18 protein-coding genes and 1 tRNA gene are annotated in these 14,427 nt (G+C 63.9%); 9 read left to right on the top strand and 10 right to left on the bottom strand.

Annotation, left to right across the window (positions count from 1 at the left end):
* Positions 1-11: 11 nt before the first annotated feature.
* The 3 genes from AC1DPX_RS06255 to AC1DPX_RS06245 all read right to left on the bottom strand — a co-directional run bounded on the left by AC1DPX_RS06255 (position 12) and on the right by AC1DPX_RS06245 (position 3,380).
* Complete coding sequence (locus AC1DPX_RS06255; protein ID WP_202357306.1) at positions 12-836, bottom strand: carbohydrate ABC transporter permease; 825 nt, start codon at positions 834-836, stop codon at positions 12-14.
* Positions 833-1,702, bottom strand: coding sequence for a carbohydrate ABC transporter permease (locus tag AC1DPX_RS06250; protein ID WP_056574965.1), 870 nt, complete (start codon positions 1,700-1,702; stop codon positions 833-835). Before AC1DPX_RS06250 ends, AC1DPX_RS06255 begins: the two co-directional genes overlap by 4 nt.
* A gap of 445 nt (positions 1,703-2,147) precedes the next feature.
* Positions 2,148-3,380: an ABC transporter substrate-binding protein gene (locus tag AC1DPX_RS06245; RefSeq protein WP_202357305.1), complete on the bottom strand. Its 1,233-nt coding sequence runs from the start codon at positions 3,378-3,380 to the stop codon at positions 2,148-2,150.
* Between the two features lie 181 nt (positions 3,381-3,561).
* Between AC1DPX_RS06245 and AC1DPX_RS06240 the strand changes: the two genes are divergently transcribed.
* From AC1DPX_RS06240 to AC1DPX_RS06230, 3 genes are read left to right on the top strand one after another with little or no spacing between them, the layout of a single operon-like run.
* Complete coding sequence (locus tag AC1DPX_RS06240; protein WP_477235275.1) at positions 3,562-4,332, top strand: SDR family NAD(P)-dependent oxidoreductase; 771 nt, start codon at positions 3,562-3,564, stop codon at positions 4,330-4,332.
* 2 nt (positions 4,333-4,334) lie between these two features.
* A complete protein-coding gene (locus tag AC1DPX_RS06235; RefSeq protein WP_477235273.1) occupies positions 4,335-5,402 on the top strand; it encodes an ABC transporter ATP-binding protein in 1,068 nt (355 codons plus the stop codon).
* A 50-nt stretch (positions 5,403-5,452) separates the two neighbouring features.
* The gene (locus AC1DPX_RS06230) at positions 5,453-6,334 is read left to right on the top strand and encodes a MurR/RpiR family transcriptional regulator (RefSeq protein WP_477235271.1); all 882 of its coding nucleotides are present in this window, start codon (positions 5,453-5,455) and stop codon (positions 6,332-6,334) included.
* Positions 6,335-6,533: 199 nt separating this feature from the next.
* Here AC1DPX_RS06230 and AC1DPX_RS06225 read toward each other — a convergent pair whose 3' ends face one another.
* Both AC1DPX_RS06225 and AC1DPX_RS06220 read right to left on the bottom strand, forming a co-directional pair.
* A complete protein-coding gene (locus AC1DPX_RS06225; protein ID WP_477235269.1) occupies positions 6,534-6,845 on the bottom strand; it encodes a DUF167 family protein in 312 nt (103 codons plus the stop codon).
* A 13-nt stretch (positions 6,846-6,858) separates the two neighbouring features.
* Positions 6,859-7,149: a YggT family protein gene (locus AC1DPX_RS06220; protein ID WP_284277297.1), complete on the bottom strand. Its 291-nt coding sequence runs from the start codon at positions 7,147-7,149 to the stop codon at positions 6,859-6,861.
* 146 nt (positions 7,150-7,295) lie between these two features.
* Here AC1DPX_RS06220 and AC1DPX_RS06215 point away from each other — a divergent pair.
* The 6 genes from AC1DPX_RS06215 to AC1DPX_RS06190 all read left to right on the top strand — a co-directional run bounded on the left by AC1DPX_RS06215 (position 7,296) and on the right by AC1DPX_RS06190 (position 10,920).
* A tRNA-Ala gene (locus AC1DPX_RS06215) sits at positions 7,296-7,371 on the top strand.
* Between the two features lie 328 nt (positions 7,372-7,699).
* Positions 7,700-8,449, top strand: coding sequence for a helix-turn-helix domain-containing protein (locus AC1DPX_RS06210; RefSeq protein ID WP_477235267.1), 750 nt, complete (start codon positions 7,700-7,702; stop codon positions 8,447-8,449).
* 514 nt (positions 8,450-8,963) lie between these two features.
* Positions 8,964-10,022 (top strand): SagB/ThcOx family dehydrogenase, encoded by a 1,059-nt coding sequence (locus tag AC1DPX_RS06205; RefSeq protein WP_477235265.1) that lies wholly within the window; start codon positions 8,964-8,966, stop codon positions 10,020-10,022.
* Between the two features lie 67 nt (positions 10,023-10,089).
* Entirely contained in the window at positions 10,090-10,335 is a 246-nt protein-coding gene (locus tag AC1DPX_RS06200; RefSeq protein ID WP_202357298.1) for a hypothetical protein, read from the top strand.
* A 3-nt stretch (positions 10,336-10,338) separates the two neighbouring features.
* The gene (locus AC1DPX_RS06195) at positions 10,339-10,578 is read left to right on the top strand and encodes a hypothetical protein (RefSeq protein WP_477235264.1); all 240 of its coding nucleotides are present in this window, start codon (positions 10,339-10,341) and stop codon (positions 10,576-10,578) included.
* A gap of 21 nt (positions 10,579-10,599) precedes the next feature.
* Entirely contained in the window at positions 10,600-10,920 is a 321-nt protein-coding gene (locus AC1DPX_RS06190; RefSeq protein WP_477235262.1) for a hypothetical protein, read from the top strand.
* Positions 10,921-10,960: 40 nt separating this feature from the next.
* On the opposite strand, the gene AC1DPX_RS06185 is transcribed toward AC1DPX_RS06190, so the two are convergent.
* From AC1DPX_RS06185 to AC1DPX_RS06165, 5 genes are all read right to left on the bottom strand, one after another.
* Positions 10,961-11,911 carry a TonB family protein gene (locus AC1DPX_RS06185; RefSeq protein WP_477235261.1) on the bottom strand — a complete coding sequence of 317 codons (951 nt, stop codon included), beginning with the start codon at positions 11,909-11,911 and terminating at the stop codon, positions 10,961-10,963.
* A complete protein-coding gene (gene exbD / locus AC1DPX_RS06180) occupies positions 11,908-12,375 on the bottom strand; it encodes a TonB system transport protein ExbD (protein WP_477235259.1) in 468 nt (155 codons plus the stop codon). The genes AC1DPX_RS06185 and exbD overlap by 4 nt, the downstream gene beginning before the upstream one ends.
* 7 nt (positions 12,376-12,382) lie before the next feature.
* Positions 12,383-13,309, bottom strand: a complete 927-nt coding sequence (gene exbB / locus AC1DPX_RS06175) for a tonB-system energizer ExbB (protein ID WP_477235257.1) — start codon at positions 13,307-13,309, stop codon at positions 12,383-12,385.
* A gap of 62 nt (positions 13,310-13,371) precedes the next feature.
* A complete protein-coding gene (locus AC1DPX_RS06170; RefSeq protein WP_477235767.1) occupies positions 13,372-14,157 on the bottom strand; it encodes an ATP-binding cassette domain-containing protein in 786 nt (261 codons plus the stop codon).
* Between the two features lie 88 nt (positions 14,158-14,245).
* Positions 14,246-14,413 (bottom strand): hypothetical protein, encoded by a 168-nt coding sequence (locus AC1DPX_RS06165; RefSeq protein ID WP_477235255.1) that lies wholly within the window; start codon positions 14,411-14,413, stop codon positions 14,246-14,248.
* Between the last annotated feature and the right edge of the window lie 14 nt (positions 14,414-14,427).

Raw genomic sequence — 14,427 nt, 5'->3', positions numbered from 1 at the left:
GGAATGCAACTCTATTTGACGGCCCCGAGCGCCAGCCCGCGCACCAGGTAGCGCTGCAGCCAGATGAACAGGATCGCCACCGGCAAGGTCGCCAGCAGTGTCGCCGCCATCACGTGATGCCACTCGATCGTGTAGCGCCCGGCGACGAGCGAAAAGACCTGGATCGGTAGCGTGTAGCTCTCCTGGCTGCGCAGCATGGTCAGCGCCACGACGAACTCGTTCCAGGCGTTGATGAAGGTGAAGATGGCGGTGACCGCGATCGCCGGCAGGCAGAGCGGCAGGAACACTTTTCGCAGCGTCAGCCAGCGGCCGGCGCCTTCCATCCAGGCCGCCTCCTCTAGATCGCGCGGGATGGTGTCGAAATAGCTCTGCAGCATCCACACGGTGAAGGCGACGTTGAAGGCCATGTAGATGAAGCCGAGCGCCGTGGTCGATTCGACCAGCCCCCAGGCCGCCATCAGCCGGAACAGGCCGAGCACCAGCACGATCGGCGAGATCATCTGCGAGATCAGCAGGAACTGGCGGAAGGCGCCGTAGCCCGCAAAGCGAAACCGCGACATGGCATAGGCAGCGGGAACGGAGATGAGGATGGCGCCGACCGTGGCGATCACCGAGACATAGAGTGAATTGGCCAGCGCCTGGCCGAAGCCCGTCGCCACCCACATGTCGGAGAAGTTGGACCAGCGGAACTCGCTCGGCCACCATGTCGGCGACAGCACCTCCTGCCTTGGCTTGACCGCGGTGAGGAACATCACCGCGAAGGGAAAGAGCGTCACCACGATCAAGGGGGCCAACAACAGCCAGGCGATGATTGTGCGTTTCAGCTTGCTGTTCATGCCCGCTGCTCCCGCATGGCCAACCGCACATAGATCATGGTGAAGACCAGCAAAATGGCGAACATCACCAGGGAGACCGCCGAGGCTTCGCCCAGTTTGCCGATGCGGAAGGCGAGCTTGTAGAGGTGGGTGACCAGGATATCGGTCGAGTTGGCCGGCCCGCCCTGCGTCATCACCCAGATGATCGGGAAGGAATTGAAGACGTAGATGGTGTTGAGCACGATGGCGATGTTGATGAACGGTTTCAAGAGCGGAAAGGTGATCTCGCGGAACTGCTGCAGCGGCGTTGCGCCTTCGAGCGCCGCCGCCTCGTAGAGATCGTCCGGGATCGAGGACAGGCCGCCGAGGAAGATCGTCGTGGTGAACGGCACCGTCACCAATATGCCGATCAGCACCTGCATCGGGAACGCCGTCTCGGCGCTGGCCAGCCACTGGATGTTGTGGTCAATCAGGCCAAGGCCAAGCAGCGCCGAATTCAGCATGCCGCTTTCGCCGCTCAGTGCCCAGCGCCAGACCACCGCCGTCATGGTCAGCGACACCGCCCAGGGCAGCATGATGATGACGCGTGCGAGGCCACGGCCATAAAAATCGGTGTTGAGGATCATCGCCACCGGCACCGACAGGAGCAGCGCGCCGCCGACCACCAGCACGGTCCACAGCCCCGTGCGCCAGAGCGCCGCTACGAAATCGGGATCGGCCGCAAGGGCGGCGAAATTGGCAAGGCCGCTGAACTCGCGCAACTGGCCGAAACGGTTGACGTCATGCGTCGAGATCTGGATCAGGTCCCAGACCGGCCAGAAGATGACCACCGCCGCCAGGAACAGGCTGGGCAAGGTCAGGAGATAGGGCAGGAAACGATTTTGCATCGGCTGGTTCGTACCGCGTTGCGAGGCATCCGTAGTGCTGGCTTGCCAGCCTGGCTAATACTCACTTGTTCTTTTTAGGCGCTCAGTTTCAACTCTTTCCCGGCGTTTGCGCCGCCCCTCACCTGCCTGCCGGCACCCTCTCCCCGTATAGTGACGGGGAGAGGGGCGCTTCCATCGCTGCCTTCGCCAATCGCCAGCGTGCCAAGAAGGGCGCCGGGGTCGCGGCCAGCCCTTTCTCCCCGTCACTATACAGGGAGAAATGCCCGGCAGGGCGATGAGGGGCGGCGCTGACGTTGGCGATTTATCCTTTTATCCGGAGTGATTGCCTTGTCGGCCTTCTCCATTCTCGTGGGAGCCGCTGCATGCTTCATCCAAGGGAGTGGCGCGCCCCGCCTGAGTCTGGGGCGCGCCACGGGGCGCAGGGAGATACGCCCTATTTGTCGAGCTACTTCTTCAGCACGGCGTTGGCCTTGGCCGCCGCGTCCTTCAGGCCTGCCTCGGGGTCGCCGCCGAGATAGATCTTCTGCATTGCGTCAGACGTGATCTGGGCAACTTCTTCCCAGCCTGGAATGACCGGCGCGAAGCGGGCGTCGGGCAACAGCGCGGTGAAGGCGGCGAGATCCGCATTGTTGACGTAGTAATCCATCTTGGCCTCTTCCTTGTTCACCGGCAGGAAGCCTTCGCCTTGCGTGAACTTGGCGCGCTGTTCCGTGGTGAACAGGAAGTCCATCAGCTTCCAGGCCTCATCCTTGTTCTTGGAATTCTTGAACATGATCATGGAATCGGTGACGCCATAGGTACCGCGCGCCCCGGTCGGGCCAGCCGGAATGGCCGCCACGCCGTATTTCAGTTTCGGCGCCTCGTCCTTGATCTGGTTGGACAGGAAGGGCGCGGTGATCATCATGCCGACCTTGCCCTGCTTGAACAGGTTCTGCACGTCCTCGCGGTTGTTGGAGGTCACACCGGGCTCGGTCAGCCCTTCGTCGATCATCGACTTGTAGAGCTTGGCGGCTTCGAGCGCGCCCGGCGTGCCGAGGCCCGACGTGCCGTCCTTGTTGAGGATTTCGGTGCCTTGCGACCACATGGCGTAGTAATAATAGACGTCGGTCTCGATCTCCTTGCCTTGCAGGCCGAAGCCGAAGGCGCCGGTTCCCAGCGCCTTGATCTTGCGCGCATCGTCCTGCAACTCGGTCCAGGTTGCCGGCGGCTTGGCGATACCGGCCTTCTCGAACAGCTCCTTGTTGTAGTACATGGCGCGCGCCGAGGCGGCGATCGGCAGGCCGTAGGTCTTGCCGCTCATGATCGAGGGCGACAGGAAGGTGTCGATGAAGCGGCCCTTGAATTCCGGCGTGATATAGCCGTCCAGCGGTTCGGCGACATCCTGCTGGACGAAGTCGATCAGCCAGCGTGTACCGATGATCGACAGATCCGCATTGGTGCCGGCGGTGATGTCGGTGGTCAGCTTCTGCAACAGCACGTCCCACGGCACGACTTCGAACTTGACGGTGATGCCGGGATTCTTCGCCTCGAATTCCTTTTTGACCTCCTCGAAATACGGACCGGTCTTGGCGCTGTATTCGGCGACTGTGACGCGCACTTCACCCGCATTCGCCTGCGCCGCGAAGGCCAGCATGCTCATTCCGGCCATCAGGCCGACAGTCCATTTGGCTAGGCTCATCTGATCTCTCCCATTGTTTCGCGCATTTGCGCTCCCTGCGCCGATGGCTGGCACAAGATTTATGTGACTTTCCTACATTATCGAGGAATTCAGCGCATGCAAGTGGATTATCATGTTGCTTAATTACATTCCTTTCAGTAGCCTGCCGGCATCTGCCTGACCTGTGGGAGGAGCAAGCGCCGTGGTTTCGAAAGCCGAATTCGAAGGCCGCACTGTCGTCGTCACCGGTGCCGGCGGCGGCCTTGGCTCGGCGATCGTCGCATTGCTGGCTGGGAGGGGCGCTCGGGTGGTCGGCTGCGACCAGTCGCAGGAGGCGCTGGCAAGCCCGCACCTTGCCTCGCGCCATGTCTTCAACCTTCTCGACCGGGCTTCGATCGAGGCCGGGATCGCCGCCGTGCTGGACAAGGACGGCGTGCCCGACATCCTGATCAACAATGCCGGCTGGACGCGCGCCGAGACGATGTCCGCGCTCAGTGCCGACAAGATCGAGCACGAGATCGACCTCAATCTGACCGGGGTGATGACTTTCGCCGACCCACTTGTGAAGGCGATGGCCGCGCGCGGTTCAGGCAGCGTCGTCTTCATCTCCTCGGTCAACGCCATCGCGCATTTCGGCAATCCGGCCTATGCCGCCGCCAAGGCCGGCATCAACGCCTATGCCAAATCGATCGCCGTCGAGCTCGGCCGCAGCGGCGTGCGCGCCAATGTCGTCTGCCCCGGATCGATCCGCACCGCCGCCTGGGACCATCGCCTCGCCAAGGATCCGGAAATCCTGGGCAAGCTCAAGCGGCTCTACCCGCTCGGCCGCATCGTCGACGCCACGGAAGTGGCCGAAGCCGTGGCTTTCCTTGCCTCGGACCGCGCCTCGGGCGTAACAGGCGTGGTGATGCCCGTGGATGCCGGGCTGACCGCCGGCTGCCTGCCGTTCATCGACGACATATTGGGAGCGTGACCATGACCGACGTCCTGTTTCGCAACCTGTCGAAATCCTTTGGCCAGCATAAAATCCTCGAGGACATCAACCTCGACATCAAGACCGGCGAGTTCGTCGTGCTGGTCGGCCCGTCCGGCTGCGGCAAGTCGACCTTGCTGCGCATGCTGGCCGGCCTGGAGACGATCAGCTCGGGCGATCTTCTCATCGGCGGCACACGCGCCAACGATTTGCCGCCGCAGCAGCGCAACATCGCCATGGTGTTCCAGTCCTATGCGCTGTTCCCGCACTTGAAGGCGGCGGACAATATCGGCTTCGGCCCGAAGATCCGTGGCGAGAACCGCGCCGCGATCGATGACAAGGTCAAGAAGGCCTCAGGCGTGCTCAACCTCTTCTCCTATCTCGACCGCTATCCCCGCCAGCTTTCGGGCGGCCAGCGCCAGCGTGTTGCCATGGGCCGCGCCATCGTGCGCGAACCCTCGGTGTTCCTGTTCGACGAACCGCTCAGCAATCTCGACGCGCAGTTGCGCGTGCAGATGCGCACCGAGATCAAGGCGCTGCACCAGCGGCTGAAATCGACCATCGTCTATGTCACACATGACCAGATCGAAGCCATGACCATGGCCGACCGCATCGTCGTGATGGACCGTGGCCGGATCCAGCAGGTCGGCGCGCCGCTCGAGCTCTATGACCGGCCGGCCAACAAGTTCGTCGCCGGCTTCCTCGGCTCGCCGTCGATGAGCTTTGTCTCCGGGGCTCTCAAGTCGACGCCCGGGAAAAGCTGGTTCGAATCGGCCGGCGGCGGCCGGCTTGCACTTACCGGCAAGGCGGTGCCGGCGGACGGCGCCGTGGAGGCCGGCATCCGGCCCGAGCACTTCATCATCGGCGAGGCCGCCGACGCCATGGCGCTCAAGGTGGATGTCGTCGAGCCGACCGGCTCCGAGACCCATGTCTATGGCGCGATCGGCTCCGATACGGTACGCGCCGTGTTCCGCGACCGGGTGCCGGTCAGGCCGGGCGACCTGTTGCCGGTCTCCGTCGATCCCGGCAACATCCATCTGTTCGACAAGGCGACGGGCCTGCCGTTGTGAAGCGACCGAGATGAAGACCGAGGCGCAAGCATGAGGACGAAAACACGGGCATGAAGACGCCGGCCGACATCATCACGCGGCTGCAGCTGATGTCGCAGGACGGCACCAAGTCGGACCGCCGGCTGGCCGGCCTTGTGCTGTCCGATCTCGATTTCGCTTCCAAGGCGGCCATCTCCGAGATCGCCGCGCGCGTCGGCGTCAGCGAACCGACGGTGACCCGCTTCTGCCGCAACCTCGGCTGCGAGGGCCTGCGCGACTTCAAATTCTACCTGGCCCAGGCCATCGCCATTGGCGGCCAGTATCTGTCGCCCGAACCGCTGAGCCGCGACGCCCGCGAACAGCGCATCGCGTCGGCCATCACCGAAGCGGCGATCTCGGCCATCCAGCGCGCCAGCGAGAACCTCGACATGACGACGCTGGTCGCCGTCGCCGAGCGGCTGGCGACGTCGGGCAATGTGCTGTGCATCGGCTCCGGCGGCATCTCATCGATGATGGCGACCGAGATGCAGAACCGGATGTTCCGGCTCGGCCTGCCGGTGTTGGCGCAGATCGATGGCCAGTTGCAGCGCATGTACGCCGCCGTCGCCACGCCGGAAACCACGCTGGTCGCCTTTTCCGTCTCCGGCTATGCCCGCTCGGTCATCGAGGCGGTGCAGGTCGCCCAGCAATATGGCGCCACCACGGTCGCCATCACCGCGCCCGATTCGGCCCTGGCCAAAGCCGCCGACACGGTCATTCATCTGCAGCCGCTCGAGGACGGCAACATCTACAAGCCGACATCCTCGCGCTACGCGCTGCTGGCGATCGTCGACATGATCGTGACGTCGGTGGCCGAAACGCGCGGCCCGAAGGTGCTGGAGAAGCTGCGCCGCATCAAGCAGAGCGTGAACACGCTGAAGGTCGACGATCCTAGGCTGCCCCTCGGGGACTGAGGGCGGACGGGGATGATCACGGGCAGCTGCCCCCTCACCCGGATTGCCAACCGAATTGCGAAGGGCAATTCGGGACAATCCGACCTCTCCCCGAGGGGGAGAGGAGCCAGTCAGCGCCGACGCTTTTCTCTTCTCCCCCTTGGGGAGAAGGTGGCCGCGAAGCGGCCGGATGAGGGGGACGCCCTCAACGATCCTGGCGCTACGGGCCGAGCGCCTCAACGCGCTGCACCAGCGCCTCCGGATCACCCACGATGCGCACAGTCTTCAGCCGGCTTGTGCCGCCGGCGACCACCGAAACAGCCGACGCCGCCACGCCCAGCGTCTTGGCAACCAGTCTCTCCAGCGCTTGATTGGCGGCGCCGTTTTCCGGCACGGCGCGCACCCGCGCCTTCAAATGGCTGCGTCCGTCCGCGGCCGTTTCGACGCCTTCGACCCTGTCCACGGAAGATTTTGGCGTCAGCCGCACGAACAGGTCGATGCCGTTCCCGCGGATGCGGAGCGGCGCGCTCATGCGATCGCCAGGCTTACAGCACCAGCGGTGCCACCGTCGTGAGAATGAACTGCCTGATGAAGAACAGCAGCAGCAACAGGATGATCGGCGAGATGTCGATGCCGCCAAGGTCCGGCATGAAGCGGCGGATCGGCCGCAGCGCCGGCTCGGTCAGCCGGTAGAGCATGTTGCCGATGCTGCCGACGAACTGGTTGCGCGAATTGACGACATTGAAGGCGTAGAGCCAGGAAAAGATCGCCGAGGCGATGATGATCCACCAATAGAGGTCAAGCGCCATGACGATGGTTTGAATGAGGGCGAGCATGCCGGTCTCCAATTGTTGCCGACATGTAGCCATTGCGCGCCAAACCGGCAAGGGCCGCCGGCCGGCGCGCCAGGCAATGAGGATTTCGGCAAAACGCCGCCTTGACAGAAATCCGCCACGCCCGATAAATGCGCCATCCGTTGGACGGGGCTGTAGCTCAGCTGGGAGAGCGCGTCGTTCGCAATGACGAGGTCAGGAGTTCGATCCTCCTCAGCTCCACCAGCGGAATTTCCGGTTTCCACTTTTCTACGCGCCAACAAGACGCGGGCACCATGCGGTAAATCGCGTTAAGCGGCTCGCCGCGCCAATGTCCCCCCAACAAAAGCCACAGCCGTTTCGCGCGATCTCGGGGCAAGGCAATTGTCAATTGGACTTATGGCGATGGCCGTTGCCGAATCGCCGCTATTTTTTTTGGAAGTCGCCCCGTTAGAGTGGCGTTATCAAATCAGTTTTTTCTGTGTGTTGTGACAAGGCGTTTCGGCGGGGGCGACCGAAGGCGCTATATGGATTCCTGAGTCGAAATGAAGAATTCGCCTGCGAAAGCATAGACGTGTCCATTCGCGAGAACCTCGCTGCAAATCTCAGACGGCTCTGCAAGGACCATGCCTCCGTTAGCGCGGTGTGCCGTGAGTTGGGTATCAACCGCACGCAATTCGAGCGTTACCTGCAAGGGCAGACCGTTCCGAACAAGGCCACGGCCAAGCTGATCTGCGACTACTTTCGCATCGACGAAGCGCAACTCTACCAGGACCCCGGCGCCCCCGAGCACAGGGACCCCGGCCTGCCGCCGATTTCCGAAAGCCTGTTCAATCAGATGATCCGCCCGCCCGCCCCGTCGATCGCGGGCGGCACCTATTTCACCTACTTTTCGATCCCCACCCGCCCCGACCTCTTGATGCGGTCGGTAACCTTCGTGCGTCGCGAAGCCGAACTGGTCACATTCCGCCGGGTCACCGGATGGTCGGAGCGCCGTGGCTCGACATGGGCGCGGGCGCGCGGCAACCACTATGGCGTGGCCATCTCGCGCCTGAACTGGATCTATTTCAGCGGCGTCAACCGTCGCCAGACCGGCGAACCGTCGCTGATCTCCGTGCAGTGGGCTCCCATCTCCGAACCGGTGCTGACGGGCAAGGCCATGCTTCTGACCGAGGCCGGGCCGGCATTCGTATCGGTCATCATGCGGCAGGATATGTCCGGTATCCGGCCACGCCATGCGATCCGCATGGCGCATGTCGTCAGGCTCGACGATCCGGGCATCGATCAACTCGTCGTCAGCCTCGCTCGGGATGGGCTGGGCTGAAGCCCGCAGCGGCGCGAAGGGTGCGACGACGCGCTTCAGGTCTTTGTCTTGATGCATGTCGTCCCCCAAAAGCCGCAGGCCCCTTTGGGCGGCATGCTTTGGCCGCTCGCTTACGCTAAATAAGAATAAGAATATCCCGAAAAAGCGTATGTTAGCGATTGCCTACTCCATATTTGAGCAAAATCGATATTTTAGACTTTACCGCCAAGAAAGATATTTTAGACCACGTTGGCTTTACTACAATTTTAACAAACCATTAACTCTTTCGACCTTACCTTTCTTCATGCGGATCCCGCTGTGGGGATCTTTCAACAGATCCCATTGGGGGTCGGGAAAGGGACGAAAATGGCCAAGAAAGTGGACAATGCCCCGAAGCTGACGGTCGCTGCAGGCACGCAGACCGTCTTCTTCTCGCAGGGCATGCACTACAACAAGCGCTGAACCCGTTCGGCGCCGACGGGCTGTTCGCCTGTCGGCGCCTCACATTCGCAGAACGGCATTCAGCATCATGAAAATGCGCTCTTCAAAAACGCTTGTCTTCTATCCCGGGACCAACAAGGTCACGGCCTGCAATTTCCTGACCAGAAGCGTCTTCGAATGCAGCCCGGAGGTGATCGGCCTTCTTGCATCCTGGGGCGAATGGGCCTCAACGGCGGAAATCGCCCGCGCCCATGGATGGTCGAAGTCCGAACTCAACGCTGTCGTCCCGCAATTGCTGGATTTTTCGGCCCTTGTCACCGCCGGCTCGCCACTGGACGAGCAGGAAACGAAATTCTCCGGACAGTGGAACTGGGGCATCCCGACCGCGCTGATGCACTTCTGCGTCCAGGACTCGGAGTTCATCACCATTGAACAGGCCGAGGCACGCCAGATCGAACGCGCCGGCCATGTCGCGCAGCCCGACCTCCTGCTCAGGAATGCCGCCGGCGCCATTCAGTTGCCGAACGCACTCGACGACAACGAGCTTCTGACGCTGATGGCGCGGCGCCGCACCAACCGCACCGCGGCCGCGCCAACCATCACCGCGCAGCAGCTCGCCGACTGCCTGTTCGCGGGCATGGGCATCACCGGCGAGACCAGCAACTGCGTCGGCGCCCTGCCGCTGGGCATGACCCCTTCGGGCGGCGCACGCAACCCCTACGAGGCCTATGTGGTTGCGCTTGGCGTCGAGGGCCTGGAGCCCGGCGTCTATCACTATTCCGCCGCCGATCACGACCTCGGCAGGATCTCGGCCAACCATCTGCCGAAGATCTCCGAACTGGTCGGCGGGCAGGAATGGGCCGATGCCATGCCTTGCCTGATCCTGCTTTGCGCCCGGCTCGACCGCACCATGTGGAAATATGAGGATGCCAACGCCTATCGCGTCGTGCTGATCGAGGCCGGCCATATCGGCCAGAACATGATGCTGGCGGCGACCAGACATGGTTTGTCGGCTTGCCCCACGGCAGCGCTCAGCCATTCGGCGATCAAGCGTCTTCTCGGCCTCGACCGCCTCACCGATGCACCCATCTATGCGTTGACCCTCTCGATCCCGGAGCGAAGCCCGCATTCGGCGGGCCAGTCGATTAATTAGCCGTCTCAGTATGTCCGTTGTAGCCAGTACGCGTTCCCTGAGTTCAACCAATTGACAGGAGAAGCTCGTGGCAAATCAGTCCCTACGTCAATCAGAGATCGATAGCCTTCAATATATCGCGACGATGACCAATGAGCTCGTGCAGATGGCCGAAGCAAGCCGTTTTCCCATGATCTCCTACCTGCTCGGCATGGCCTATGCCGAAGCCTTCGATGTCCTGCGCGGCGCACGGCCGGCAAGGCATGCGCAGCTCAGCGGCAACCCGATGCATCCCAAGCCGAAGGACAACCACGCTCAGCCAAGGAGAGCGTAGCGGATGCAACCGTCAGCCTTGTGCGCGCCGGCGGGCTCTGTGCCGAGCCGGTGGGAGACACTGTGTGCGCTGCAAAGCCTGCTGCCGCTCCTGAAAAGGGCCGCGGCCGAGCTTGACCGCCCCGACATGGTCTACTGGTTCGAGCAGGCCGACGCGGAGCTTGCCAACAGGTGCCGGCCATCCGACGCCGTCGCGATCCCCGCCCTGATCGCCCGCAGCCCGCAAATGGACTTAATGCATTAGAGATTCGAGGGGGACCCGCCAATGAACATGATCGCACCCATCAGAAGCGCCGACGCCAGGGAGAGCGTCTTCGGCCGGCTCCACACCCTGATCGCCGGCCGGCCGGCATCGCCGGATGCCGCACGCGCGGAGGCCCGGCAATTGATTTCCATGGCGATGACCGACACCTGGCAGGCCGACAGCCTGTGGGGCGCGGCGGACGCCTTTCACGCCCATTTCGACTTCATGATGCAGACCATCCAAATCAACGGCGCCGACGATCCGAACCTCAGGACTTTGCGCACGAAATGCCGCTTCTACCTGGAAGAGGTCGAAGCGCTGTGCCAGTCGATGAGCCATTGATCGAAGGCACACCAGCGTCCGATCGAGCCGCATCCCGTGTTCAGTCGCGCAAATTGAACACGAACGGCGCCGTGCGGCTGACGCGCGCGCCGAGTTCCGGCGGCGGCGCCGGCACCGTCGCGCCCTGCAGCACGGCGAGCGCGGCGCGGTCGAGGTCGGGATCGCCCGAAGAACGGGCCACGCGGGCCGACGTCACCCGGCCGGACACGTCCACAGTGAAGGTCACGTTGACATTTCCCTGCGCGCGCCTGGATTTCGCAGCACTCGGATAACGCTTGTGCCGATTGATCCATGCCGCCAGCCGGGATTCCCACTTGGCGGGGCTTATTCCTGAAACGCCTGCCGCCGATTTCGGCGCGGCCGCCCTGACCGCCGGCTTTGTCTGCGCGCTGGCGGTGGCAATGCTCTTTACCGGCTCGGCCTTTTCCTTCCTTGGCCGCGGCCTGGGCTTCTCGACCGGCTTCTTCGCCTTGGCCTGGACCGGCTTCTTTTCCCTGGGCTCCTCGACCGGCTTGGGCTGCGGCAGCGGAACGACGACCTCTGGCTTCACCGCCTCGACGACGTCGGGAATGACCTCATCCGGCGGCGGCTGATCGACCGGTTCGGCCTCGGCTGTCTCGGTCGGCACGGCCTCGTCGGGCGGCACCGTTTCCGCATGCTCGACGGTCGGCTCGGCCTGTTCGGTCACCTTCTCCGGCTCGGCTTTCGCGACCTTTTCGGTCTCTTCGACAGGCTCGGCCTGGTCAGGCACCGCCGCATCGAGCATCGCGGCCTGTTCAGGCACGGCCGGCATCACCACCATCGGCGCCATTTCGATCACCGGGGCGGGCGCCGGCCCGCCATCCATCTCGATCGGACTGATGCTCTGCACGGCATAGGCGACCGCGACATGAGCGCCGAGCACGAAGGCTGCCGCACCTGTCCACAAGCCGAGATCGCGCCAGCCGAAGCGCGACAGCTGTACCGTGGGCAAGGCGGCGGCCCGTGTCATGGCGCGGCCGGTCCCGCTGGAGCGGGTGCCGAGGCGTCGGCAGTGGGCGCCGTCTCCAGCCCGACAAGGGCGATCTTCAGATAGCCCGCGCCGCGCAGCAGGTTCATCGCCTCCATCAGGTCGCCATAGGCGACCGCCTTGTCGGCGCGCAGGAAGATGCGTGTCTGCTTGTCGCCCCTGGTCTTGGCTTCCAGCGTCGCCGCAAAGGCCGGGCGCGGCACGGTGTCGTTGCCGATCGCCAGCGTGAGATCATCCTTCAGGGTCAGGAACAGCGGCGTTTCGGGCCGGGGAGCGGGCGTCGCGGTCGAGCCCGGCAAATCGACATTGACGTCCACCGTCGCCAGCGGTGCCGCGACCATGAAGATGATCAGCAGCACCAGGATGACGTCGATGAAGGGCGTGACGTTGATCTCGTGGCTCTCCTCGAGATCGTCGTCCATGCTCTGACGGATTCGGCTTCCCATGGCGTCGCTACTCCGCCGCCAGCGCCGTCGCCGGCGCGACCGTGCGGAAGTCCAGGTCGCGGCTGACCAGCCTCTCCACGCCCGCCGAGGCGTCCGCGAGGATCTGCCGGTAGCCGGCTATCGAGCGGGCGAAGACGTTGTAGATGACGACGGCCGGTATCGCCGCGACGAGGCCCATCGCCGTGGCCAGCAGCGCCTCGGCGATGCCCGGCGCGACCACGGCGAGATTGGTGGTCTGCGCCTGCGAAATGCCGATGAAGGCGTTCATGATGCCCCAGACGGTGCCGAACAGGCCGACGAAAGGTGCTGTGGAACCGATCGTCGCCAGCACGCCGGTGCCGCGCGACATGCGCCGCGACGCCGCCGCTTCGATGCGCGACAGGCGCGAGGCGACCCTTTCCTTCAGCCCGTCGCCGCCGGCGTGGTCGAGCGCGCCGGCCGAGAGCGCGGTCTCTTCTTCCGCCGCCCGCACCAGCAGCGCGCCCGGACCGCCGCTGCGGTCGAGCGTGCGGCTGGCCTGCTTCAAGGTTGGGGCATCGCCGATCGCGCGGACGGCATGGCGGATGCGCAGCTTACCGCCGAAAATCTCCAGCGATTTGGCCAGCCATATCGTCCAGGTGACGAGCGAGGCAAAGGCCAGTCCGATCATCACGGCCTTCACGATGATGTCGGCCGCCATGAACATGCCCCATGGCGACAGATCGTGCGGCAGGTTCGGTTCCATCGCCCCCGCTGGCGCTGCCGCGGCCGGTGCTGGTGGGGTGGGCGTTGGTATTGCAGGCGCCGCTACGATGGGCGCCGGCGCGGCTGGAACAGAGGGCGCCGCCACAGCCGGCGTGGCAGGGGCGCCGGCCGGTTGCTCCTGCGCTGTAGCGTTGCCGCCTGCCAGGATCACCGAAGCGACCAACGCCGCCAACAAACTGGTTCTAGACAACAGCTTCTTCCTTGTTCTCACAGCGGCAGCCGCTTCCTATTCTGCCACCGCATCAAATCGCATCACTGCACGTAGCCGACGGGCTGGCCGGTGACTGGGTGCGCGAACACGCCCATCTCGACGCCGAAAATGCCTTTGAGCACGTCGCCGCGCATGATTTCGCCTGGCGTGCCGCGCGTCAGCAGCTTGCCGTCCTTCAACGCGATCAGCTCGTCGCAATAGCGCGCCGCCATGTTGGGATCGTGCAGCACCACGACGACGCAGAGATCGCGTTTGCGGCTGAGCTCCCTGACCAGCCCCAGCACCTCCACTTGATGGGCTATGTCGAGCGCCGAGATCGGCTCGTCGAGCAGCATGACGCCGGCATTCTGCGCCACCAGCATGGCGAGCCAGGCGCGCTGGCGCTCGCCGCCGGATAGTTCATCGGCCAGGCGGTCGGCGAAGCCTCCCATGTCGGTCAGCACCAGCGCCTCCTCGACATGGCGCCTGTCCTGCGCGCTGAAGCGGCCGAGCGCGCCATGCCAGGGATACCGGCCGAGCGTCGCCAGTTCGCGCACCGTAAGGCCCGTCGCCGCCGGCGTCGTCTGCGGCAGATAGGCAAGCGCACGGGCGAGCTCACGGGCGCCCCACTGCGGCAACGGCCGCCTGGCGAAGGTGATGGCGCCCGAGCTCGCCTGCTGCTGGCGCGCCAAAAGCTTGATCAGCGTCGATTTGCCCGAACCGTTGTGGCCGATCAGCCCATAGACGCGCGCGCGCTGCAATTCGAGCGAGACCGGACCGAGCAGCGTCCGCTCGCCGACGGCAAAGCGCACAGCGTCGATGTGAAAGGCAGTCTCAACTCCAGCCACGGTCACGGCTTTCTCCAATGCGGCCGCCGATTTCCCATTTCTGGTTTCGGCAGTCCGATGTCCGGGTTGACTATGAAACATGACATTACTAGTCAACATTGAAGATGACTGCAACAGTCAACAATTGGTCGTGACCGCCGATGACATACGCCGGCGGCAGCACGACCGCCCCAGCATCCTGCTTCTTCGCGTCAGGGCGGCGACCTGAGTGGACGACTTGAATTTCGCCAGTCAGGATGGCTTTCACGACCGTCAAGGAGACACCTTCGG

It is taken from the genome of Mesorhizobium sp. 01N446 (assembly GCF_056399285.1).
The sequence above is the reverse complement of the archived record's forward strand: the minus strand, read 5'-3'. Positions and strand labels throughout refer to the sequence as shown.